This is a genomic window from Xanthobacter luteus, from assembly GCF_040049235.1.
In the GTDB taxonomy this organism is placed as follows: domain Bacteria; phylum Pseudomonadota; class Alphaproteobacteria; order Rhizobiales; family Xanthobacteraceae; genus Xanthobacter.
On the sequence record NZ_JBDZDO010000003.1, the window covers coordinates 176,738 to 198,148 of the forward strand.

The window sequence follows — 21,411 nt, forward strand, 5'->3', positions numbered from 1 at the left end:
GCGACAGACGCCGCACCGGGAGGAAAGCCTGATGCCCTCGCTCAGCTTCATTTCACGCCGCCAGTGTCTCAAGTCGATGGCCGCCGCGGGCGTCGGCGCCATCGCCGCGCCCGCCATCCTCACCCCCGCCGCCGCCCAGGGGCTGACCACCATCAAGGTGGGCCGCGCCGGCGGCGTGGTCTCCGACGCGGTGTTCTTCATCGCCGACGAGAAGGGCTATTTCAAAGACCAGGGCATCGCCATCGAGTTCGTCACCTTCGATGGCGGCCCCAAGGTCATCGCCCCGCTCGGCGCCGGCCAGCTGGACATCGGCGTCGGCGCCTCCTCGGCCGGCCTGTTCAACGCCGTCAAGCGCGGCATCAACATCAAGATTACCGCCGACAAGGGCTCCTCGCCCCCCGGCTACGCCTACATGCCGCTTTTGGTGCGCAAGGATCTGATCGACAGCGGCCAGGTGAAGTCCTACGCCGACCTCAAGGGCCTGAAGATCGCCGAGGCGGCGCCGGGCGGCTCGCCGGGCGCGACGCTCAACGCCGCGCTGCAGAAGGGCGGTCTCACCTACAAGGACGTGAACCACGTCTATATGGGCTATCCCCAGCACGTGCCGGCGCTCTCCAACAAGGCGATCGACGGCTGCATCCTGCCCGAGCCGGGCGCCACCATGGCGGTGGAGCGCGGCTATGCGGTGCGCTACTGGGACGACACGATCTACCCCAACCAGCAGATCGCCGTGCTGCTCTACGGCGACGACTTCATCACCAAGAAGGCCGATCTCGGCCGGCGCTTCATGATCGCCTACGTGAAGGCGGCGCACTTCTACAACGACGCGCTCAAGGGCGGCCGCTTCGCCGGCACCAACGGGCCGGAGGTGGTGCGCATTCTCGGCGAGGACATGAAGGTGGACGACAAGGGCATCTTCTCGCGCATCGTGCCCACCGGCATCAATCCCAATGGCGCCGTCAACGTCGCGAGCCTGAAGAAGGACGCCGCCTTCTATCGCGAGCAGGGCTTCCTCGACTTCGACCCGAACGTGGAAGCCGTGATCGACGGCTCGTTCGTGGACTACGCCCTAAAGCAGGTCGGCCCCTATACCGGCCAGCGCACCTGACCGCCGTGTCACGCACGGGAGGCGAGCTCATGCGCGCAGCCGAACTGCGGATCTCCATGTCGGTCGACATCGAGCCGCCGCCGCCGAAGATCCGTGTCGAGAAGCTGGTGAAGGCGTTCGGCGACTTCACCGCCATCGACGGTGTCAGCGTCGATATCGCGCCGGGCGAGTTCTTCGTCATCGTCGGGCCGAGCGGGTGCGGCAAGACCACGCTGCTGCGCATCCTCGCCGGGCTCGAGGCGCCGACCTCCGGCGCCTTCGCCGTCTCGCCCAACGATGCCGGGCGGCCGACCAATTCCATGGTGTTCCAGGGCGACAGCATCTTTCCCTGGATGAGCGTCTACGACAACGCCGCCTACGGCCTTGCCATGCGGCGGCGTCCCAAGGCGGAGATCGCCGAGCGGGTGCGCCCGCTGCTCGAGACCACCGGGCTGTGGCGCTTCCGCGACCGCTACCCGCACCAGCTCTCCGGCGGCATGCGCCAGCGCGTCTCGATCTGTCGCGCCTTCGCCAACGATCCCGACATCCTGCTCATGGACGAGCCGTTCTCGGCCCTCGACGAGCAGAACAAGATGCTGCTGCATCAGGAATTGCTGCGCATCTGGGACGAGACCAAGAAGACCGTGGTCTTCATCACCCACTCGGTGGACGAGGCGGTGACGCTCTCCGACCGCATCATGGTGATGACCGCCCATCCGGGGCGCGCCAAGGTGATCCTCGACAATCCCTTCGGCCGCCCACGCGACGTGGTGGCGCTGCGCGGCGACCCGGTCTACGGCGCGTTCGTGTTCCGGATCTGGGAATATCTGCGCGAGGAAGTGCGCGCGGCCAAGCTCCAGGAACAAGGGGGCGAAGAATGAACCGGGCCGCCGTCACCGATCGCCTGCTGGCATTGGGTTCGCCGCTGGCGCTGTTCCTGCTGTGGGAGATCGCGGCCAGGCTGGGCTGGATCGACACGCGCTTCTTCCCGGCGCCGTCCGACATCATGGAACGCATGTGGACGCTCACTTTGTCGGGCGAATTGTGGATCAATCTGAAGGCCAGCCTCTGGCGCCTGTTCGCGGGCTTCATCGTCGGTGGCATTCCGGCCCTGCTGCTCGGCATCGCCGCGGGGCTCTCGCGCCCGGTGCGCATCGCCATCGACCCCCTGGTGTCCGCCACATACCCGATCCCGAAGAGCGCCGTGTTCCCGCTCATCCTCCTGATCTTCGGCCTCGGCGAGGCGTCGAAGATCGTCATGGTGGCCATGGGCGTGTTCTACCCGGTGCTCATCAATGCCCAGGCAGGGGTCGCCAACATCGACCGCATCTACATGGACGTGGCCCAGAATTTCCGCGCCAGCCGGTGGCAGCTGTTCCGCACCGTGGCGGTGCCGGGGGCGCTGCCGCCGATCCTCGCGGGGGTCAAGCTCGGCCTCGGCATGGGCCTGATCCTGATCGCCATCGCCGAGATGATCGGCGCCGATTCCGGCATCGGCTTCATGATCTGGAACGCGTGGCAGATCCTGTCCGTCGAGACCATGTATGTCGGCCTCGTCGTCATCGCCGCCATCGGCTTCGCCTTGTCCCTCGCCACCGACGAACTGGAGAAGCTCCTGGTTCCCTGGAAGCGCGCACGGGGCTGACGTCACGTCCGCCTTCAGCACGCCAGGGGGATGCATGATGCCGGTTGCGCGCCGGCACCAATGAACCACAAACGCGCACCGTCCCAAGGAGTAGTGAGATGCAATTTGGTGATTTGCGGGGCTGGATCGATCATCTGCGCCAAGCCGGCGAGCTGAAGGAGATCGACAGCGAAGTCGACTGGGATTGCGAGCTCGGCACCATCACGCGCCGGGCGTTCGGCAACGGCGAGGGTCCCGCCCTGCTGTTCAAGAACATCAAGGACTACAAGAGCGGCCGCTGCACCCAGCTGTTCACCGGCGGCCTGTCGAAATATTCGCGTGTCGCCATGATGTTCGGCCTGCCGGCCGACGCGCCCATCACCGACCTCGTGAAGGCCGCCCGCAAGGCCTATGCGAGCCGCGTCCCCCCCGTCACGGTGGCGACCGGCCCGGTGAAGGAGAACATCCTCAAGGGCGACGACATCAACCTGTTCGAGTTCCCCGTGCCGCGCTGGCACCGCCTCGACGGCGGGCGCTACATCAACACCATGCAGGGCACGGTGACCGCCGATCCCGAGACCGGGCGCCTCAATGTCGGCATGTATCGCGGCATGATCGGCAAGAAGAACACCCTGCCGGTGCTCCTCTGGCGGCCGCAGAACTGGGGCCAGGACTTCGCCAAGTATAACGGCCAGGGCAAGGAGATGCCGGTGGCCTTCGTCTATGGCTGGGAGCCCTGCCTGCCGTTCTGCGCCTCCTCGCCGATCCCCCCGGACGTGTCGGAATACGACGTCATGGGCGCCATCCGCGGCGCGCCAGTGGAACTGGTGGACTGCGAGACCGTGCCGCTCAAGGTGCCGGCCAGCGCCGAGATCGTCATCGAGGGCTGGATCTCCAACGATCCCTCCACCTTCGAGATGGAAGGCCCGTTCGGCGAGTACACGGGCTATTTCGGCGGCGACCAGTGCTTGAAGCACACGGTGCGGGTGACCGCCATCACCCACCGCAACAACCCGATCTTCCGCGGTACCCTCGAAGGGACCATGCCGAAGATGCTCAACGAGAACTCCATCATGAGCTCGGTGCAGCGCGCCGCGCTCGCCTGGAACATCCTCGAGCGCTCCGGCGTGCCGGGCGTGACCGACGTGCATTGCCCGCCGGCCAATAACGGCACCACGCTCATCATCCAGCTGCGCCAGACCTATCGCGGCCAGGCCAAGCAGGCCGCCTGCGCCATCTGGGGCTCGAACGCCGCGCATCTGCGCTACAAGCACATCTGGGCGGTGGACGAGGACATCGACATCCACGACTACGGCGCGCTCGACTGGGCGTTCGCCTACCGGGTGAACGCGGCCGAGGATGACATCGTCTTCTTCCCCGGCACGTTCGGCTCGGCGCTCGATCCCTCGACCCGCCTGAAGTACCGCGACACCAACATGTACGGAACGGGCAAGTGGTGCCGCGTGCTGATCGACGCCACCATCAACCTCGATTTCGAGCCGGAGGCGAACTATCAGGGCGACCGCTACCCGCGCTCCGTGATGCCGGAGCCGCAGGACTGGGATCTGGTGAATCGCCGCTGGAGCGAATACGGGTTCTGACGACACCGGCCCGCGCCGCCCCGGCGGCGCGGGCTTCCTTCCGGCCGGGTTCGCCCGCCAACCTGTTGAAGAGAGACGGGTTCCCCGCTCATATTGGATCGCTCCGGCCATTCGATGGGAGCGGGACCGGCTCAGGGACCGGTCCCCGCGCCGTCCTGCGTGCGCGAGGGCGCCTTGGGGGCGCCGGCGACGTCGGGCGTTCCGACATGGGAGTTGAAGTATGAAGCGTCTCATCATCGCCATGTCGGGCGCCTCGGGCGCCATCTACGGCGTGCGCGCCCTGCAGGTGCTGCGCGCCATCCCGGACGTGGAGACCCACCTCGTGGTCTCGCCCTCCGCCCAGCGCACGCTGATGGAGGAGACCGACGTCACCTGGGACCAGCTCAAGGCGCTCGCCGACGTGGTCCACAACTACAAGGACATCGGCGCCTCCATCGCCTCCGGCTCGTTCCGCACCGAGGGCATGCTGGTGGCGCCGTGCTCGGTGAAGACGCTCTCGGCCATCGCCCACTGCCATTCCGGCGACCTCGTCGCCCGCGCCGCCGACGTGGTGCTGAAGGAGCGCCGCCGCCTCGTGCTCATGTTCCGCGAGACGCCGCTGCATGCCGGCCACATCGCCATCATGGACCAGGCGACGCGCAACGGCGCCATCATCATGCCGCCGGTGCCGGGCTTCTACCACCGGCCCAAGAGCATCGACGACATCATCAACCAGAGCGTCGGGCGCGCGCTCGATCTGTTCGGCTTCGATGCCGGCATCGTCAAGCGCTGGACCGAGGCCGACACCAGCCTCGATCTGTCCGCCCTCACCCCCACCGACCGCGACTGAGCGCCGCCGCGACGGCAAGGCTCGCCCCTGGACGAAGGCATCGGCACGGCGCCGATGGAGACACGAGATGCTCGACCACCCGACGGCGGCCGCCAAGGACCGCCTCTATTGCCCCGACTGGCGCGCGTTCCGCGACCCCGAGGTGCCCGACTGGCTCGACCCCATCGAGACGCTGATCGGCCGCCACCGCGCCGACCCGGTGCGCGCGGGCAAGACCGCGCTCGTCATCGACGGCGAGGCCATCTCCTACCGCGTCCTCGACGAGACGCTGCGCGTCACCGCCGGCGGCCTGCTCGACTGCGGCCTCGCGCCGGAGCAGCGGGTGCTCCTGTTCGGCACCGACAGCCTCGAATACGTGGCCGTGTGGCTCGGCGCCATCCATGCGGGGCTGGTGCCGGCGGTGGTGTCCGACCTCTACAAGGCCAAGGACCTGCTCTATTTCCTCATCGATACCGGGGCGCGGGCGCTGTTCATCGACGCCGAGCAGCTCGGCAAGCTGGAGGAGATCGCCGAGCGCCTGCCGACTTCGCTGGAGCGCATCCTGGTGCGCGGGCCGGCGGGCGACATCGCCGGCAAGGTCGGCGGGCGGGTGGTGGTCGAGTTCGCGGCGCTGGCGCAGGACAAGCCGTTCTCCGGCACCACCCGGCACGCCAACGACGTATGCTACATGTTCTATTCCGGCGGCACCACGGGGCCGGCCAAGGGCATCACCCATCTGACCCATGATTTCCTGGTGGTGCCAGAACGCCACGGGCCGTTCTGGGAATATTCGAGCGACGACGTGGTCTTCGCCTCGTCGAAGAAATACTTCACCCACGGTCTGTGGCCGGGCGTGCTGATTCCGCTCTATTACGGGGCGACGGCCGTGCTCACCCGCCAGCCGGCGCGGCCCGACGTGGTGCTCGACATCCTGGAGCGGGAGCGGGTCACCAAGCTCGTCACCGTGCCCACGGTGCTGCGCAACGTGCTCGATTTCATCGACGGCAAGGACGACTTCGTGCGGCCGCCGGCGCTCGATTTCGTCGCCAGCGCCTCGGAGAAGATCCCGCCGCATCTGTTCGAGGCGTTCCATGACCGCTTCGGCATCGAGATCCTCGATTCCATCGGCTCGTCGGAAGTGACCTACGAATGGATCGCCAACCGGCCGAAGGACTTCAAGCGCGGCAGCCTGGGCCGGCCGGTGTTCGGCTACGAGATCAAGCTCGTGGACGAGCACGGGCGCGAGATCACCGAGCCCAACGTGTCGGGCGAGGCGTGGATCAAGAGCAAGACCGCGTGCTTCTTCTACTGGCGCAAATATGCCAAGTCCCGCGAGACCTTCGTGGGCGAGTGGACGCGCAGCGGCGACAACCTCACGTTCGACGAAGATGGTTACTTCTGGTTTGCCGGCCGCGAGAACGACGTGTTCAAGGTCAGCGGGCTGTGGGTGTCGCCGCTGGAGATCGAGGCCGCGCTCATGCGCCATCCGGCGGTCAAGGAGGCGGCGGTGGTGTCGTTCGAGGACGCCGACGGCCTCGTGAAGCCGAAGGCCTTCGTGGTCCTGAAGGACGGGCAGGCGGCCTCGCCCGCCCTGGAGCAGGCGCTGCGCGATCAGGTGCGGCCGCTTGGCGGCTACAAGGTGCCCGCCGCCTTCGCTTATATCGAGGCGCTGCCACGCACCACCTTGCTCAAGGTCGACCGCAAGGTGCTGCGGGCGTAAGGCGGCCGTCCTCGCCTCAGTTCAAGCGCGGCGATGCGGGTTCAGGTGCCGAATCCCTGAGGCGCCGCGCAGGCGGCGCCGGGGATGCCCCGGCTCGTCCGGGGCATGACGGTGTCGCAACGCCCGCGCTATCTTGCAATGCGCTGTCTTGCGGCCGAGCGCCGGCAGGGGGAGACCATCGCGATGGACCAGAGCGGACCCGGATCGAGCGACCTCGCGCGCTTCGCGCTGAAGGTCTATGCGGGGGACGGCGTGCCGCCCGCCTGCCTGGTGCTGCAGGCGCGCGCCGGGGTGGACGTGAACCTGCTGCTGTTCGCCGCCTATGCCGGCGCCGCGCGCGGTGCCGCCGTGGACGCGACCGCGCTCGCCGCCGCCCAGGCGGCGGTCGGGGCCTGGCACATGGAGGTGGTGAAGGCCCTGCGCGCGGTGCGCCAGCGCCTCAAGGCCGGTCCACCCCCCGGCCCGACGCCGCTGACCGAGGCGCTGCGCGACAAGCTCAAGAAGGTGGAGATCGAATCCGAGCTGATCGAGCTCGACACGCTTTCCGCCTTCGCGTCGGGGCTTCCCGTGGCCGAAGGCGCGCCGCAGGCGCTCGCGGCGGCGGCCATGGCCGGCGTGGTGGCGCATGCCGCCGGCCGCGCCCCGGAGCCGGCCGAGGAAGCGGCCATCGGCCTCATCGCGCGGCAGGCGACGGCGGTGGCGGCGAAATCCTGAAGCCCTCCCGGCGCCTCGCGCGCCGCCGGCCTCAGCTCTCTTCGTGCTTCTGCTTTTCCACCGCGCGCCGGCCGAAATCGGGCGCCGGGGTCTCCTGGCCCTGCTCGATGATGGAGCGGCGGATCGCCCTCGTGCGGGTGAAGTGGTCGAACAGCGCGTCCCCGTCGCCATAGCGGATCGCCCGCTGCAACTGGGAGAGGTCCTCGGTGAAGCGGCCGAGCATCTCCAGCACCGCCTCGCGGTTGGCGAGGAACACGTCGCGCCACATGGTGGGGTCGGAGGCGGCGATGCGGGTGAAGTCGCGGAAGCCGCCGGCCGAAAATTTGATGACCTCGGAGGTCAGCGTCTCCTCGAGGTGCGCCGCCGTGCCGACGATGTTGTAGGCGATGAGGTGCGGCACGTGGGAGGTGATGGCGAGCACCAGGTCGTGGTGCTCGGCGCTCATCACCTCGACGTTCGCGCCCATGGCGCGCCACAGGAGGCCGATGCGCTCCACCGCCGCCGCATCCGCCCCTTTCGGCGGGGTGACGATGCACCAGCGGTTTTCGAACAGCGAGGCGAAGCCCGCGTCGGGCCCCGAGAATTCGGTGCCCGCCACCGGATGGGCGGGCACCAGATGGGCATGCGCCGGCACATGGAGCGCCATGGCGGCGAGCACCGCGCCCTTCACCGAGCCCACATCCGTGAGGATGGCGCCTTGCTTCAACGCCGGGCCGACCTCGGCCGCGACCGCGCCGGTCGCGCCCACCGGCACGCACAGGATGACGATGTCCGCCCCCTCCGCCGCCGCGCGCGCGCTTTCCGTCACGAAATCGGCGAAGCCGAGCTCGCGCACCCGCGCGCACACCGCTTCGTCCGCGTCCGCGACGGCGATGGTGCCGGCGAGATGCTTCTCGCGCGCCGCGCGGGCGATGGAGGTGCCGATCAGCCCGGCGCCGACGATGGCGAGGCGCTCCACCAGCGGCCGCGTCACGGCGCCTTGCCCGCCATGAAGTCGGCGAGCGCCGCCACCGCCAGGCGGTTCGCCTCCTCCGAGCCCACCGTCATGCGCAGGCTGTCCGGCAGGCCGTAGGCCGCCACCTGCCGCAGCACCAGGCCGCGCTTCAGGAGGAAGGCGTCCGCCTCCTTGGCCGTGCGGCCGGCTTCCTTCGGGAAGTGGATCAGCACGAAGTTCGCCACCGAGGGCGTGACCTTGAGCCCGAGCTTCTCGATCTCGGCGATGAGCCAGGGCAGCCAGGCTTCGTTGTGGGCCACCGACTTCTCCACATGGGCCGCGTCGGAGATGGCGGCGGCGCCCGCCAGCAGCGCCGGCGCGTTCATGTTGAACGGGCCGCGGATGCGGTTCATGGCGTCGATCACGTGCGCCGGCCCCACCGCCCAGCCGATGCGCAGCGCCGCGAGGCCGTGGATCTTGGAGAAGGTGCGCACCATCAGCACGTTGTCGGCGGAAAGCGCCAGCTCCAGGCCGGTCTCGTAGTCGTTGCGACGGACATATTCCGCATAGGCCGCGTCCAGCACCAGCAGCACATGGGGCGGCAGGCCGGCATGCAGGCGCCGCACCTCGTCGAACGGCAGATAGGTGCCGGTCGGGTTGTTGGGATTGGCGAGGAACACCACCTTGGTGCGCGGGCTCACGCAGGCGAGCATGGCGTCCACGTCGGCGGTGAAGTCGCGCTCCTTCGCCACCACCGGCGTGCCGCCGGCGGCCAAGGTGGCGATGCGGTAGACCAGGAAGCCGTGCTCGCAGAACACCACCTCGTCGCCGGGGCCGACATAAGCGTGGGCGACGAGGTTCAGGATCTCGTCGGAGCCGGCGCCGCAGATGATGCGCTCGGGGTCGAGCCCGTTGGCCTTGGCGATGGCCTCGCGCAGCACCCGCGCCGCGCCGTCGGGATAGTCCTCGAGCTTGCGGCCGGCCTCCAGGAAGGCGGCGACCGCCTTCGCGCTCGGGCCGAGCGGGGTCTCGTTGGAGGAGAGCTTGTAGACCTTCTCCACCCCCGGCGCATGGCTCTTGCCGGGCACATAGGCCTCGATGGCGAGCACGCCGGCGCGCGGCTCGGGTCGGGCGGGGGCAGGGGCGGAAGGCTCACGGACGGCGGACATCACACGAAACTCCGAAACCCGGGGCGCTCTCAGGCCCCGGTCTGGTCCAATCTGTAGACGGCGGCGTGGCTGCCCACGCTCACGGGCGCGGCCACCTCCGCCCCTGCCTCCCGCAGCGCCTCGGCCACCGCGGCGACAGCGCGGCCCTCGGGCAGGCTGACGAGCAGCGCCGCGCCTTCGCGCGAGGCGAGGTCGGCCACCACCACGGCCTCGGCATAGGACGGTATGGCACGGGCGGCGCGCGGGCTCCATCCCGACACATGGAGGGAATGGACGCAGACGTCGGTGACGGCGGCGTCGCGGATCGGGTGCGCCACCACGAACACCGGCAGGCCGGCGGGGTGGTCGGCCCGCTCCACGAACGGCAGGCGGGCGATGATCTTCGGCGCCTCCGGCGCCTCCAAAGCGCGCCACCAGGGCACGGTGGCGGCGGCGGGCGCGGCGACCAGCAGAGCAAGGTCGCCGCTGGAGGCCGCCACCGCGGCGATCGCCGCCTCGGCGCCCATGTGGGGCGTGAACGGCACGGTGAAGCCGAAATGGAAGCGCGCGCTGTCGCGCATCACCGGCTCGCCGCCGGAAATGTCGGCATGCACCTGATAGGGCGCCTGGACATAGGTGAAGGTGGCGATGATGACGCGCCAGATGCTCTCCACCGTGTCGAGCGGCAAGAGGCCGCCGTGGCGCTCCACCAGGCGGCGCATCATGTCCGCCTCGCGCGCCGGGCGGAAGGCGGAGCCGCCCTCGGCGCCGCCGGTGCGCTTCACCTTGACCAGGCGCTCGATGATCTCGCTGCGCTCCATGAGGAGGCGGTGCATCGCCTCGTCGATGCGGTCGATCTCGGCGCGCAGGTCCGACAGGCTCATGGGGGGTGCGGGCTGGTTCATGGGACGCTCGGGCGCGAAGGCTTAGCGGGAACGGCGCCCGGACGCAAAGGATAGTTGCGCCAAAGCGCGTCGTCCCGTCGTGCCGCCACCCGGCGGAATGCGTGGCGCGGGCGCCTCAGCGCGGGCCATCGCCGCCGGGCGGACGCGGCGGCGGCAGGGAATAAGGCGCGGCGGAGCCGGTCGCCCGCTGCGCCGCCGAGGGCAGGATCGGCTTGTAGAAGCCGGCGGAGGAGCCCGCCACCAGCCAATAAGCGAGCCCGGCCGCGAGCCCCGCCGCCACCACGTAGAACGGATCGCTCGTGACCAGGGCCGAGCCGTCGGACGGAGCGAAGAACTGGGCGCCGATCCAGGCCGAGACCACACCGTTGCCGGCGTGGAAGATCCAGGAGCGCACCGCGAACGCTTCGGAGAACAGGATGCCCACCGCCGCCACCAGCCACATGAGCGAGAGCAGCAGCACCAGCACCGTCACGGTGGTGATGATGGCGACCATGACGCCCATGGCCTGCGCGCCCGGATCGGCGGCGGTGAACAGCGTGCCGATGCGCCATTCGCCGATGAGGATCACGCAGGCGCCCGCCACCACCGCCGCGAGATAGCCGAGCGGCACCAGGAGAAAGCGCAGCAGCAGGCGGGCGAGGTCGTCCATGGCGTTCGCTCACTCCGGCGCGTGGCAGACGGCTTCCACATTGTGGCCGTCCGGATCGATGACGAAGGCGCCGTAATAGTGCGGATGGTAATGCGCCCGAAGCCCCGGCGCCCCGTTGTCGCGCCCGCCGGCGGCGAGCGCGGCCGCATGGAAGGCATCCACCGCGGCGCGGCTCGAGGCCTGGAAGGCCACATGCACCGGGCCGGAGAGCACCGGCTTGGCGCCGATCCAGAAGTCCGGCTTTTCGGCGCCGAAGCCGACGAAGGCGTTGGCGCCGGTCTCCTGCGCGCTCACCTCCATGACGATGCCGTAGCCGAGCGGGGCGAGGGCGGCGAGATAGAAGGCGCGCGAGCGCTCCACGTCCTGCACCGAGAGCCCGAGATGATCCAGCATGCACCCTCTCCTGCGCGGCGGCGCCCCCGCCGCGTGCACTTTCCTGAACTCGCAAGGCTGTTCACCGGGCAAACCGTCCCCATCTGCCTGGACCGCGCCCGAGATGTTTAGTCTTCCTGCGCCATCATGGCGCGCAGGGCCAGGCGCTCGCGGGCGGAGAGCTTCTCGCTCTCGCTCTTCAATTGCCCGCAGGCGGCGAGGATGTCGCGCCCCCGCGGCGTGCGCACCGGGCTCGCATAGCCGGCGCGGAAGACGATGTCCGAGAATCGCTCGATGGTCTCCCAGTCGGAGCACTCATACTGCGTGCCCGGCCAGGGGTTGAAGGGGATGAGGTTGATCTTGGCCGGCACGCCTTCGAGCAGCTTCACCAGCGCCCGTGCGTCGGCGGGGCTGTCGTTCACCCCCTTCAGCATCACGTATTCGAAGGTGATGCGCTTGGCGTTGGAGGCGGCCGGATAGGTGCGGCAGGCCTCCATCAATTCCCTGATGGGATACTTCTTGTTGATCGGCACCAGCACGTCCCGCAGATCGTCGCGCACCGCGTGCAGCGAGATGGCGAGCATGGGGCCGACCTCGGCGCCGAGCCGGCCGATCTCCGGCACCACGCCGGAGGTGGACACCGTGATGCGGCGCTTGCCGAGGCCGAGGCCGTCGCCGTCGGACAGGGTCTCGATCGCCTCCTTCACGCTGTCATAGGCGTAAAGCGGCTCGCCCATGCCCATGAAGACGATGTTGGTGACGAGCCGCTCGCCCTCGGTGGGCAGGCCCGGCCCCACCGCCCGGTCGCGGCCGGGATAGTCGCCGAGCCGGTCGCGCGCCACCATCACCTGCGCCACGATCTCGGCGGCGGTCAGGTTGCGCACCAGCCGCTGGGTGCCGGTGTGGCAGAACGAGCAATTGAGCGTGCACCCCACTTGGCTCGACACGCACAAGGTGCCGCGGTCGCTCTCGGGGATGTAGACCGTCTCGACGTCGTGCGGCTTCTCGCCCGGCAGATCGGCCGGGAAGCGCAGCAGCCACTTGCGGGTGCCGTCCTGCGACACCTGCTCCATCACGATCTCGGGACGGGCGAGCGTGTAGGCCGCTTCCAGCTGCGCGCGCAGGTGCTTGGAGACGTTGGTCATCTCCGAGAAGTCCAGGGCGCCGCGCAGATAGATCCAGTGCCAGAGCTGGTTGACGCGCATGCGCCGCTCGCGCTCGGCGACGCCGATGGCGGCGAGCGCGGCCGAAAGCTTCTCCCGGTCGAGCCCGACGAGGGAGGGCAGGGCAGCGCCGGCGGCCGGCGCCGCGCCGGCGTCGGGCAGGATGTCGAGAGCGAGGGTCATGGCGTCACACATAATGCCGATTGCGGCCGTTTTCCATAAGGACGCGGCGCGATCCGGCGCCCGGCCTCGCCCCCGGCGGCCGCCCGTGCTAGCGTCCGCGCCCGGAACACCGCAGCCCGAAGACCGCTCCGCTCTTGCGCCCGACCCGTTCTTTCACCCGCCGCGCTTTGCTCGCCGGCGCCGCAGGCCTCGCCGCCGCGCCGCTCGGCGCCGCGCGCGCGCTCGGCCAGACGCGGGCCGCCGGGGAGGCCGAGGTGATCATCGTCGGCGCCGGGGCGGCCGGCATTGCCGCCGCCCGCAAAGTGGCGGAGGCCGGCCATACCTACGCGCTGCTGGAGGCCTCGAACCGGGTCGGCGGGCGCGCGCTCACCGACACCCAGATCTTCGGCGTGCCGTTCGACATGGGCGCGAGCCGCATCCATCTGCCAGGCGGCAAGGCGCTGGCGGAGGCCGGCCGTGCGGCCGGGCTCGACGTCATCGCCGTGCCCGTGCCGGCGCGGCTCTATCTCGGCGGCAAGGAGGCGAGCGACGCGCAGTACGAGGACTTCGCCGCCACGGTGCGGCGGGCGGAGCGCGCCATCATCGCCGCCGGCGACGCCGGGCGCGACCAGCCGGCGTCCCGCGTGCTGCCCGATCTCGGCGCCTTCGGGCCGAGCGCCCATTTCGTCACCGGCCCCTTCGCCTGCGCCAAGGAGCTCGACGCGGTCTCCACCGTCGATTTCTCCCGCGCCGAGGAGCGCGAGGGCGAAATGGTGTGCCGCCAGGGGGTGGGGGCGATGGTGGCGCGGCTCGCCGCCCCGCTCGCCGTGCGGCTGGGGACGCAGGTGCGCACGGTCGACCTCTCCGGCCGCCAGGTCGCGGTGCAGACCAGCCGCGGCACCCTCACCGGCCGCGTGGTGATCCTCGCCGTGCCGCCGAGCGTGATCGCCTCCGGTCTGGTGCGCATCACGCCGGGCCTGGTCCCGCGCTACCGCATGGCGGTGGAGCGCATCACGCTTGGCGCGTTCGACCGCATCGCCTTCGAGCTGCCCGGCAACCCGCTGGACCTGAGGCCGGACGAGCGCCTGTTCTTCAAGGCGGCCAGCAGCCGCTCGTACGCGCTCGCCGCGCGCATCGGCGGCACCGACCTCTACGGCTTCGACGTCGGAGGCGCGCTCGCCTCAGCCCTCGCCGACGGCCCCGTCGAGGGCGCGCGCGCCTTCGTGCGCGAGACGCTGACCCACGAGTTCGGCGCCCAGGTAGCGGGCAAGCTCGGGCGCGTCAGCGCCACGCGCTGGACCAGGGAGCCGTTCGCCCTCGGCGCCTTCTCCTGCGCCCTGCCGGGCGCCGGCAACCTGCGCCGCGCCTTCACCGAGGTGGCGTCGGGCCGGCTCCTGTTCGCGGGCGAGCATGCGCATGAGAGCCTGTGGGGCACGCTCGCCGGCGCCTGGCAATCGGGCGAGCGCGCCGCCGCCCAGGCGGTGGCGATCCTCACCAACCCGCGGGCGGGTCAATAGCGGCAAGGCGCGCGCGGGCGGCTCGGTACCGCCGGGGCGCTACTGGAGCGAGCCCTCGCCGTCGCCGGGCGTGGTGCGGGCGAGCGTCATCTGGGTGATGGCGACCAGCATCTCGGCGCGCTCGCGCAGCGTGCGCGCCTCCAGCAGGGCCTGCTTCTCCCGCACCCCGTAGGGCGAGATGACGGAGAGCGTGTTCACCAGCATCTCGGTGCCGGCCTGGCGGATGCCGTCCCAGTCGGCGTCGAGCTTGTTGGCCTCCAGGAAGGCGGCGAGGGCGCCGAGCAGCGCCCCCCGGTCGACCTCGCCCTCGCCCGCGCTGGCGTCGAAATCGGCGGCGAAGGGGACGGTGTCCACCTTGAACTGGCGATAGGGGGTGAGCGCCTCGATCTCCTCCACCGCGGAAAAGCGGCTCACCCCGGTCAGGGTGATGAGGTAGCGCCCGTCCCCGGTCTCGGAGAATTGGGTGAGGCGGCCGAGGCAGCCCACCTTGTAGACCCCCGGGCCGTGCGGTCCGGGCGCCAGGCCGGGGTCCGGCTGGGCCATGGCGATGAGCCGGGCGCCGGAGAGCGCGTCGTCCACCATCGCGAGGTAGCGCGGCTCGAAGATGTTGAGCGGCAGTTCGGCGCGCGGCAGCAGCAGTGCTCCCGAGAGCGGGAACACCGGCACCACCGGCGGCACGTCCGCCGGCGACAGATAGCTCCGCTTCGCGGCCAAATGTTGCTCCTCTCGCGTCGCCCTCAGGCGAACAGGATTGCCGAAAGCTTCTTACGGCCGGAGACGGTGAGCGGATCGGTCGGCCCCCAGGCCTCGAACAGCTGGACCACCTGCTTGCGCGCGCCGTCCTCGTTCCAGGCGCGGTCGCGCTTGACGATGTCCAGCAGGTGGGCGAGCGCCTCCTCGCGCCGTCCCTTGGCGTTGAGCGCCAAAGCAAAATCGAAGCGCGCCTGATGGTCGGCCGGGTCGCGTTCCACCTGGGCGGCGAGACTGGCGAGGTCGCCCAGCGCCTGCGCCTGCACGGCGACGTCGAGCGCCGCGCCGGCGGCCGAGACCAAAGGATCGTTCTGCTTGTCGGCCGGCGCCATGGCGAGGGTCGCCTTGGCCTGCTCGAGGGCGCCCGCCTGGACCTGCGCCCGCACCAGGCCGGTCAGCGCCTTGAGGTTGCCCTCGTCCTCGGCCAGCACGGCGGCGAAGATCTCGGCCGCCGCGGCGACGTCGCCCTCGGCGAGCGCGGCCTCGCCGGAGGCGAGCACCTCTTCGAGCCCGGCGTCCGCCGGCCCGCCCAGGAGGCGCTCGATGAAGGCGTTCACCTGGCCTTCCGGCAGCGCGCCCATGAAGCCGTCCACCGGCTGGCCGTTGACGAAGGCGTAGACGGTGGGAATGGACTGGATGCCGAGCTTGCCGGGGATGGCCGGGTGCTCGTCGATGTTCATCTTGACCAGCTTGACCTTGCCCTTGGTGGCGCGGACCGCCTTCTCGATGATCGGGCCGAGGGTCTTGCAGGGGCCGCACCAGGGCGCCCAGAAATCCACCAGCACAGGGCGGCGCTTGGATTCCTCCATGACGTCGGCCATGAAGGTCTGGGTGGTGGTCTCGGTCACCGCCTCGTCGCCGGCAGGCCCGGTTTTTCCGGCGCCCGCTTGGGCGCCCGTCTGGTTGAACAGCATCGCCTCACCCCTCAAGAGCCTGACCTCGCGGCTCGCATCCGCCCCTTAGATGGGCATCGGGCACGCGGGTGCAATCGGGCCGATGCCGCTTCTAGCGCCTTCCCGGGGGCGGTGGAACCCGCAGCGTGCCGACCGCGGTCGGGCCAAGGGCGCAAAAGCCGGGGATGGTGCCCTCGTGCCTGTGGACGTGCGCCGCGTGCGCCTTGCCTGGCGCAGCCCAGCCGGGCAGGCTCGGTTTGACCACAACCGGAAAAGGCTGGCACACCGTCGGGCCAGAGCCAAGGAAGCGTTCTCACCGGATGACGTTCAACCGCCTGCGGCACGCCTGATGAAGTTCAACCGCCTGCGGCTCGTGGGCTTCAAGACCTTCGTCGAGCCGACCGACCTGATCATCGAGCCCGGCCTGACCGGCGTGGTGGGCCCGAACGGGTGCGGCAAGTCCAATCTCGTCGAGGCGCTGCGCTGGGTCATGGGCGAGAGCTCGCACAAGGCCATGCGCGCCCAGGACATGGACGACGTGATCTTCGCCGGCACCACCGGCCGGCCGGCGCGCAACGCCGCCGAGGTGGCGCTCCAGCTCGACAATTCCGACCGCACCGCCCCGGCCGGCTTCAACGAATGGGACCAGCTGGAGGTGGTGCGCCGCATCGAGCGCGGCTCCGGCTCGGCCTACCGCATCAACGGGCGCGACGTGCGCGCGCGCGACGTCAACCTGCTGTTCGCCGACGCCTCCACCGGCGCGCGCTCGCCGGCATTGGTGCGCCAGGGGCAGATCGGCGAGATCGTCGGCGCCAAGCCCAATGCGCGGCGCCGCATCCTGGAGGAGGCGGCGGGCGTCGCCGGCCTGCATGCCCGCCGCCACGAGGCGGAGATGCGACTGAAGGCCGCGGAGCAGAATCTGGTCCGGGTCGAGGACGTCATCACCCAGCTCGGGGCCCAGGTCGACAGCCTCAAGCGCCAGTCGCGCCAGACCGTGCGCTATAAGGGGCTCGCGGCGGAGATCCGCCAGTGCGAGGCGATCCTGCTGTGGCTGCGCTGGCGCGAGGTGACGGCGGCGCTGGCCGAGGCCGAGCGGGCGCTCGAGGCAAGCGTGCGCGACGGCGCCGAGACCACCCGCGTCCAGTCCGAGGCGGCGCGCCTCCAGGCGATCGCCGCCCACGCGCTGCCGCCGCTGCGCCAGGCCGAGGCGCAGGCCGCCGCCGCGCTCCAGCGCCTGACCATCGCCGGCGCCGAACTGGACAAGGAGGAGGCGCGCATCGCCGCCCGCCGGCAGGACCTGGAGCGGCGCATCGTCCAACTGGCCCAGGACCTGGAGCGCGAGAAGGCGCTCTCGGCCGACGCCTCCGGCGTGCTGGAGCGCCTCGCCGACGAGAGCGAGACGCTGCGCGCCGAGCAGGAGGAGTCCGCGGAAGCGGAGCTCGTCGCCCGCGAGCGGATGGAGGAGATCGCCGTCGCCCTCGCCGCCGCCGAGGCGGCGCTCGAGGAGAAGACCACGCTGTTCGCCGACCTCGGCGCGCGACGCACCGGCCTCGAGCAGTCCGTGCGCGAGCTGCGCGACCGGCTGGTGCGCAACGCCGCCGAGCGCGCCTCGGTCGAGGCCGAGGAGGCGCGCCACCGCCGCGAGGCCGGCACCGACGCGCTGGAGGCCGCCCGCGCCGACGCCGAGGCCGCCCGCGCGGCGCTGGCGGAGGCGGAAGAGGCCACCGCCGAAGCCGAGGCCGGGCACGCGGACGCGCGGCGCGCCGCGGAGGAGCTGCGCCCGGCGCTCGCCGGGGCCGAGGCGCGATTCGGCCGGCTGGAGACCGAGGCGCGCACGCTGTCCAAGCTGCTGACGTCCTCGGGCGACGGCTTCCCGCCGGTGGCGGACCTGCTCACGGTGGCCAAGGGCTACGAGATGGCGCTCGGCGCCGCGCTCGGCGACGATCTCGATCTGCCCGTGGACGCGGCCGCTCCGGCCCGCTGGTCCGGGGCCGCCCCCGACCCCTTCGACCCGCCGCTGCCGGCGGGCGCCGAACCCCTGTCCCGCCACGTCTCCGGCGCGCCGGCGCTGGCGCGCCGCCTGGCGCAGGTTGGCATCGTGCCGCGCGATCAGGGCCCGGGTCTCGCCCGCGGCTTGAAGAGCGGCCAGCGCCTCGTTTCGCGCGACGGCGACCTGTGGCGCTGGGACGGGGTGGTGGCCGCCGCCGACGCGCCCACCGCCGCCGCCCGCCGGCTCGCCGAGCGCAACCGCCTCGCCGACATCGAGGCGGAGGCCGAGGTGGCGCGCGCCGGGCTCGATGAATTGCGCGCCGCGGAATCCGGGCTTCGGGCGGCGCTCGCCGCCGCCGCCGCCCGCGAGGCCGCCGCCCGCGAGGCGCGCCGCGCCGCCCAGCGCGCCGCCGAGTCCGCGCGCGAGAGCCTCGCCGCCGCCGAGCGCAAGGCGGCCCAGCATCTCGCCCGCCTCTCGGCGCTCGGCGAGGCGCGCGCCCGCCTGGTCGCCGCCAAGGAGGAGGGGGAGGCGGACCTGGAGGAGGCGAGCGCCCAGCTCGCCGCGCTCGACGCGCCGCACCTCCTGGAGGCGGACCTCGCCCGCGCCCGCGCCGACGCCGGCGAGCGCCGCGCCGCCATGGCGGAAGCCAAGGCCGCCTTGGACGGGCTGAGCCGCGAGACCACGGCCCGGCGCCGGCGCCTGGAGACGCTGGCCGCCGAGGAGGCCTCCTGGCGCACCCGCGCCGGCGGCGCCGGCGAGCGGCTCGCCGCCATCGAGGCGCGCAGCGCCGAGGCCCAGGCGGAGCTGGCGGCGCTCGATGACGCGCCGGGCGAGATCATCCGCCAGCGCCGGGCGCTGCTGACCGCCACCGAGGAGGCGGAGGCCGCCCGCCGCGCCGCCGCCGACCGGCTGGCCGAGGGCGAGGCCGCGCTCGCCGCCGCGGACCGGGCGGCCCGCGAGGCGGTGGAGGCGCTCTCCGGCACCCGCGCCGAGGCGGCCCGCGCCGAGGCGCGCCTGGAGGCCGCGCGCCAGCGCCGCGACGACGTCGCGCGCGAGATCGCCGACGCGCTCGAAGGCCCGCCCGAGCTCGCCCGCGAGGCGGCGGGCCTTGAGCCCGAGGGGCCGCTGCCGGAGCCGCGCGCCGTCGAGGAGAAGCTGGAGCGCGCCAAGCGCGACCGCGAGCGGCTCGGCGCCGTGAATCTGCGTGCCGACGTGGAGCTGGAGGAGGCGGAGGGCCAGCATGGCGCCCTGGTCGCCGAGCGCGACGACCTCGTGGAAGCCATCAAGCGCCTGCGCGGCGCGATCCAGAGCCTCAACCGCGAGGCGCGCGAGCGCCTCCAGGCCTCGTTCGTGGTGGTGGACGCCCATTTCAAGAAGCTGTTCGACACTTTGTTCGGCGGCGGCGAGGCGCAATTGGTGCTCACCGAGGCGGAGGACCCGCTGGAGGCCGGCCTCGACATCATCGCCAAGCCGCCCGGCAAGAAGCCGCAGACGCTTTCGCTGCTCTCCGGCGGCGAGCAGGCGCTCACCGCCATGGCACTGATCTTCGCCGTGTTCCTGACCAACCCGGCGCCGATCTGCGTGCTGGACGAGGTGGACGCGCCGCTGGACGACGCCAACGTGGAGCGCTTCTGCAATCTCCTCGACGAGATGACGCGGCTCACCGACACGCGCTTCCTCACCATCACCCACAATCCGATCACCATGGCGCGCCAGAACCGCCTGTTCGGCGTCACCATGGCCGAGCGCGGGGTGTCGCGGCTGGTGTCCGTCGACCTCCAGAGCGCCGAGCGATTGCGGGAGGCGGGGTGACGTTGCGTCCCTGGACGTCGTCGCCACAATTTTATTTCGTTATTTCAATAAATTAGTTCATTCGGCACGCGCCTTGACACTCAATTTTGCCGCAACTATGTTGCGCCGCGGTTTCAAGGGGGAGGCTGCTGTCTGCCACCTGAGCCGGAGTGGGCGCCATGTCCGACCCGAGTGACGCTTCCCGCGGCCGATCGGCGAACGATCCGCATGGCGCGAAGGACGCTTCCGGAGCGGAAGGGGCGCCGGCTCCCAGGCCCAGTGACGGAGAGCTCGCGCGGCGTCTTCAGGATCTCGATTCCACCCTTGGAAAGGCGCGGGCCAAGACGGAGGCGCCCAAGGCCAAGAGCGGCCCTGACACCTCCTCCGGCTCCGGTGTCGCGCTGGCGTTCCGGCTCGGGGCCGAGTTCGTCTCCGGCGTGCTGGTGGGTTCGCTCATCGGCTACGGCATCGACCGTTTCCTCGCGATCTCGCCCTGGGGGCTGATCGTGTTCACGCTGGTGGGCTTCGCCGCCGGGGTGACGAACATGCTGCGCGCGGCGGAAGGCCGCAGCCGCGGCGGGGGCAAGGGCCTGTAAGAGACGGCGCCACGAGGTGCCCGCAGCGGGACCTCGGGGAGCTTTGCGGCCGGCGGCGCATCCGCCGGAAGGAATATAGCGCGGTGCACGGCCGCAACATCTGGCGGCGGGCGCCGCACACTGGCGGCCGGGGCCGCCGCGAGAAGGGGGCGTAGGCGGATGGTCGTCGATCCGATCCACCAGTTCGAGATCAAGCGCTACGTCGACCTGCTGAACATCAGCAGCGTCCAGTTCTCCTTCACCAACGCTGCCGTCTTCATGTTCGGCATCGTCGCCATCATCTTCTTCTTCCTCACCTTCGCGACGCGCGGGCGCACCCTGGTGCCGGGCCGGGCGCAGTCGGCGGCGGAGATGAGCTACGAGTTCATCGCCAAGATGGTGCGGGACTCGGCCGGCAACGAGGGCATGGTGTTCTTCCCCCTCGTGTTCTCGCTGTTCATGTTCGTCCTGGTGGCGAACCTCGTGGGGCTGATCCCCTACACCTTCACGGTCACCGCCCACCTCATCGTCACCGCCGCGCTCGCGCTGCTGGTGATCGGCACCGTGATCGTCTACGGCTTCATGAAGCACGGCGCCCACTTCATGAACCTGTTCGTGCCGTCGGGCGTGCCGGCCTTCCTGCTGCCGTTCCTGGTGGTGATCGAGGTGGTGTCCTTCCTCTCCCGCCCCATCAGCCTGTCGCTGCGTCTGTTCGCCAACATGCTGGCGGGCCACATCGCGCTCAAGGTGTTCGCGTTCTTCGTGGTGGGCCTGGCCTCCGCCGGCGTGGTCGGCTGGTTCGGCGCCACCTTGCCCTTCTTCATGATCGTGGCGCTCACCGCGCTCGAGCTCCTGGTGGCGGTGCTGCAGGCCTACGTGTTCGCGGTGCTCACCTCCATCTACCTCAACGACGCCATCCATCCCGGCCACTGACGGGCCGGGGACGGGAGCGGCCGTCGCGGCCGAGAGTTCGGGCTTCAACGTTCAACGACGGTTTCTCAAGGAGAG

19 protein-coding genes are annotated in these 21,411 nt (G+C 70.9%); 11 read left to right on the forward strand and 8 right to left on the reverse strand.

The window, feature by feature from the left end; translation table 11 throughout:
• Nucleotides 1–31: 31 nt before the first annotated feature.
• The 7 genes from ABLE88_RS11835 to ABLE88_RS11865 all read left to right on the forward strand — a co-directional run bounded on the left by ABLE88_RS11835 (nt 32) and on the right by ABLE88_RS11865 (nt 7,554).
• A complete protein-coding gene (locus ABLE88_RS11835) occupies nt 32–1,108 on the forward strand; it encodes an ABC transporter substrate-binding protein (protein WP_348831889.1) in 1,077 nt (358 codons plus the stop codon).
• Nucleotides 1,109–1,137: 29 nt separating this feature from the next.
• The gene (locus tag ABLE88_RS11840; RefSeq protein WP_348831890.1) at nt 1,138–1,968 is read left to right on the forward strand and encodes an ABC transporter ATP-binding protein; all 831 of its coding nucleotides are present in this window, start codon (nt 1,138–1,140) and stop codon (nt 1,966–1,968) included.
• Nucleotides 1,965–2,732 (forward strand): ABC transporter permease, encoded by a 768-nt coding sequence (locus tag ABLE88_RS11845; RefSeq protein WP_348831891.1) that lies wholly within the window; start codon nt 1,965–1,967, stop codon nt 2,730–2,732. Before ABLE88_RS11840 ends, ABLE88_RS11845 begins: the two co-directional genes overlap by 4 nt.
• Before the next feature lie 98 nt (nt 2,733–2,830).
• Complete coding sequence (locus ABLE88_RS11850; protein WP_348831892.1) at nt 2,831–4,312, forward strand: UbiD family decarboxylase; 1,482 nt, start codon at nt 2,831–2,833, stop codon at nt 4,310–4,312.
• 220 nt (nt 4,313–4,532) lie between these two features.
• Entirely contained in the window at nt 4,533–5,141 is a 609-nt protein-coding gene (locus tag ABLE88_RS11855) for a UbiX family flavin prenyltransferase (RefSeq protein WP_348831893.1), read from the forward strand.
• A 67-nt stretch (nt 5,142–5,208) separates the two neighbouring features.
• Nucleotides 5,209–6,840, forward strand: coding sequence for a benzoate-CoA ligase family protein (locus tag ABLE88_RS11860; RefSeq protein WP_348831894.1), 1,632 nt, complete (start codon nt 5,209–5,211; stop codon nt 6,838–6,840).
• A gap of 183 nt (nt 6,841–7,023) precedes the next feature.
• On the forward strand, nt 7,024–7,554 hold the full coding sequence (locus ABLE88_RS11865; protein WP_348831895.1) for a TIGR02444 family protein: 531 nt from the start codon (nt 7,024–7,026) through the stop codon (nt 7,552–7,554).
• A 31-nt stretch (nt 7,555–7,585) separates the two neighbouring features.
• Here ABLE88_RS11865 and ABLE88_RS11870 read toward each other — a convergent pair whose 3' ends face one another.
• The 6 genes from ABLE88_RS11870 to rlmN form a co-directional block, all read right to left on the reverse strand.
• Nucleotides 7,586–8,527 carry a prephenate/arogenate dehydrogenase family protein gene (locus ABLE88_RS11870; RefSeq protein WP_348831896.1) on the reverse strand — a complete coding sequence of 314 codons (942 nt, stop codon included), beginning with the start codon at nt 8,525–8,527 and terminating at the stop codon, nt 7,586–7,588.
• Nucleotides 8,524–9,657 carry a histidinol-phosphate transaminase gene (hisC, locus tag ABLE88_RS11875; protein WP_348831897.1) on the reverse strand — a complete coding sequence of 378 codons (1,134 nt, stop codon included), beginning with the start codon at nt 9,655–9,657 and terminating at the stop codon, nt 8,524–8,526. Before hisC ends, ABLE88_RS11870 begins: the two co-directional genes overlap by 4 nt.
• Nucleotides 9,658–9,686: 29 nt before the next feature.
• Nucleotides 9,687–10,541 (reverse strand): chorismate mutase, encoded by an 855-nt coding sequence (locus ABLE88_RS11880; RefSeq protein WP_348831898.1) that lies wholly within the window; start codon nt 10,539–10,541, stop codon nt 9,687–9,689.
• A 115-nt stretch (nt 10,542–10,656) separates the two neighbouring features.
• Entirely contained in the window at nt 10,657–11,190 is a 534-nt protein-coding gene (locus tag ABLE88_RS11885; protein WP_348831899.1) for a hypothetical protein, read from the reverse strand.
• A gap of 9 nt (nt 11,191–11,199) precedes the next feature.
• Nucleotides 11,200–11,583, reverse strand: a complete 384-nt coding sequence (locus ABLE88_RS11890; protein ID WP_348831900.1) for a VOC family protein — start codon at nt 11,581–11,583, stop codon at nt 11,200–11,202.
• A 107-nt stretch (nt 11,584–11,690) separates the two neighbouring features.
• Nucleotides 11,691–12,908 carry a dual-specificity RNA methyltransferase RlmN gene (gene rlmN, locus ABLE88_RS11895; protein WP_348831901.1) on the reverse strand — a complete coding sequence of 406 codons (1,218 nt, stop codon included), beginning with the start codon at nt 12,906–12,908 and terminating at the stop codon, nt 11,691–11,693.
• Between the two features lie 134 nt (nt 12,909–13,042).
• On the opposite strand from rlmN, the gene ABLE88_RS11900 reads away from it, so the two are divergent.
• Complete coding sequence (locus tag ABLE88_RS11900; RefSeq protein WP_348831902.1) at nt 13,043–14,404, forward strand: flavin monoamine oxidase family protein; 1,362 nt, start codon at nt 13,043–13,045, stop codon at nt 14,402–14,404.
• 39 nt (nt 14,405–14,443) lie between these two features.
• Here the strand turns inward: ABLE88_RS11900 and ABLE88_RS11905 are convergent, their stop codons facing one another.
• Together ABLE88_RS11905 and trxA are read right to left on the reverse strand one after the other, a co-directional pair.
• Complete coding sequence (locus tag ABLE88_RS11905; RefSeq protein WP_348831903.1) at nt 14,444–15,118, reverse strand: LON peptidase substrate-binding domain-containing protein; 675 nt, start codon at nt 15,116–15,118, stop codon at nt 14,444–14,446.
• A 23-nt stretch (nt 15,119–15,141) separates the two neighbouring features.
• Nucleotides 15,142–16,068 (reverse strand): thioredoxin, encoded by a 927-nt coding sequence (gene trxA / locus ABLE88_RS11910; protein WP_348831904.1) that lies wholly within the window; start codon nt 16,066–16,068, stop codon nt 15,142–15,144.
• 328 nt (nt 16,069–16,396) lie between these two features.
• On the opposite strand from trxA, the gene ABLE88_RS11915 reads away from it, so the two are divergent.
• From ABLE88_RS11915 to ABLE88_RS11925, 3 genes are all read left to right on the forward strand, one after another.
• Complete coding sequence (locus ABLE88_RS11915) at nt 16,397–19,849, forward strand: chromosome segregation SMC family protein (protein WP_348831905.1); 3,453 nt, start codon at nt 16,397–16,399, stop codon at nt 19,847–19,849.
• Nucleotides 19,850–20,007: 158 nt separating this feature from the next.
• The gene (locus ABLE88_RS11920) at nt 20,008–20,424 is read left to right on the forward strand and encodes an AtpZ/AtpI family protein (protein ID WP_348832181.1); all 417 of its coding nucleotides are present in this window, start codon (nt 20,008–20,010) and stop codon (nt 20,422–20,424) included.
• Between the two features lie 159 nt (nt 20,425–20,583).
• On the forward strand, nt 20,584–21,336 hold the full coding sequence (locus ABLE88_RS11925) for a F0F1 ATP synthase subunit A (RefSeq protein ID WP_348831906.1): 753 nt from the start codon (nt 20,584–20,586) through the stop codon (nt 21,334–21,336).
• Nucleotides 21,337–21,411 lie beyond the last annotated feature (75 nt).

Bases quoted from the DNA above. Each gene is read 5' to 3' on its own strand.
- ABLE88_RS11915 (WP_348831905.1), top strand. From the start codon at position 16,397: ATGAAGTTCAACCGCCTGCGGCTCGTGGGCTTCAAGACCTTCGTCGAG.
- rlmN (WP_348831901.1), bottom strand. From the start codon at position 12,908: ATGACCCTCGCTCTCGACATCCTGCCCGACGCCGGCGCGGCGCCGGCC.
- ABLE88_RS11835 (WP_348831889.1), top strand. From the start codon at position 32: ATGCCCTCGCTCAGCTTCATTTCACGCCGCCAGTGTCTCAAGTCGATG.
- ABLE88_RS11880 (WP_348831898.1), bottom strand. From the start codon at position 10,541: ATGAACCAGCCCGCACCCCCCATGAGCCTGTCGGACCTGCGCGCCGAG.
- ABLE88_RS11860 (WP_348831894.1), top strand. From the start codon at position 5,209: ATGCTCGACCACCCGACGGCGGCCGCCAAGGACCGCCTCTATTGCCCC.
- hisC (WP_348831897.1), bottom strand. From the start codon at position 9,657: ATGTCCGCCGTCCGTGAGCCTTCCGCCCCTGCCCCCGCCCGACCCGAG.
- trxA (WP_348831904.1), bottom strand. From the start codon at position 16,068: ATGCTGTTCAACCAGACGGGCGCCCAAGCGGGCGCCGGAAAAACCGGG.
- ABLE88_RS11840 (WP_348831890.1), top strand. From the start codon at position 1,138: ATGCGCGCAGCCGAACTGCGGATCTCCATGTCGGTCGACATCGAGCCG.
- ABLE88_RS11845 (WP_348831891.1), top strand. From the start codon at position 1,965: ATGAACCGGGCCGCCGTCACCGATCGCCTGCTGGCATTGGGTTCGCCG.
- ABLE88_RS11890 (WP_348831900.1), bottom strand. From the start codon at position 11,583: ATGCTGGATCATCTCGGGCTCTCGGTGCAGGACGTGGAGCGCTCGCGC.
- ABLE88_RS11850 (WP_348831892.1), top strand. From the start codon at position 2,831: ATGCAATTTGGTGATTTGCGGGGCTGGATCGATCATCTGCGCCAAGCC.
- ABLE88_RS11865 (WP_348831895.1), top strand. From the start codon at position 7,024: ATGGACCAGAGCGGACCCGGATCGAGCGACCTCGCGCGCTTCGCGCTG.
- ABLE88_RS11925 (WP_348831906.1), top strand. From the start codon at position 20,584: ATGGTCGTCGATCCGATCCACCAGTTCGAGATCAAGCGCTACGTCGAC.
- ABLE88_RS11920 (WP_348832181.1), top strand. From the start codon at position 20,008: ATGTCCGACCCGAGTGACGCTTCCCGCGGCCGATCGGCGAACGATCCG.
- ABLE88_RS11885 (WP_348831899.1), bottom strand. From the start codon at position 11,190: ATGGACGACCTCGCCCGCCTGCTGCTGCGCTTTCTCCTGGTGCCGCTC.
- ABLE88_RS11855 (WP_348831893.1), top strand. From the start codon at position 4,533: ATGAAGCGTCTCATCATCGCCATGTCGGGCGCCTCGGGCGCCATCTAC.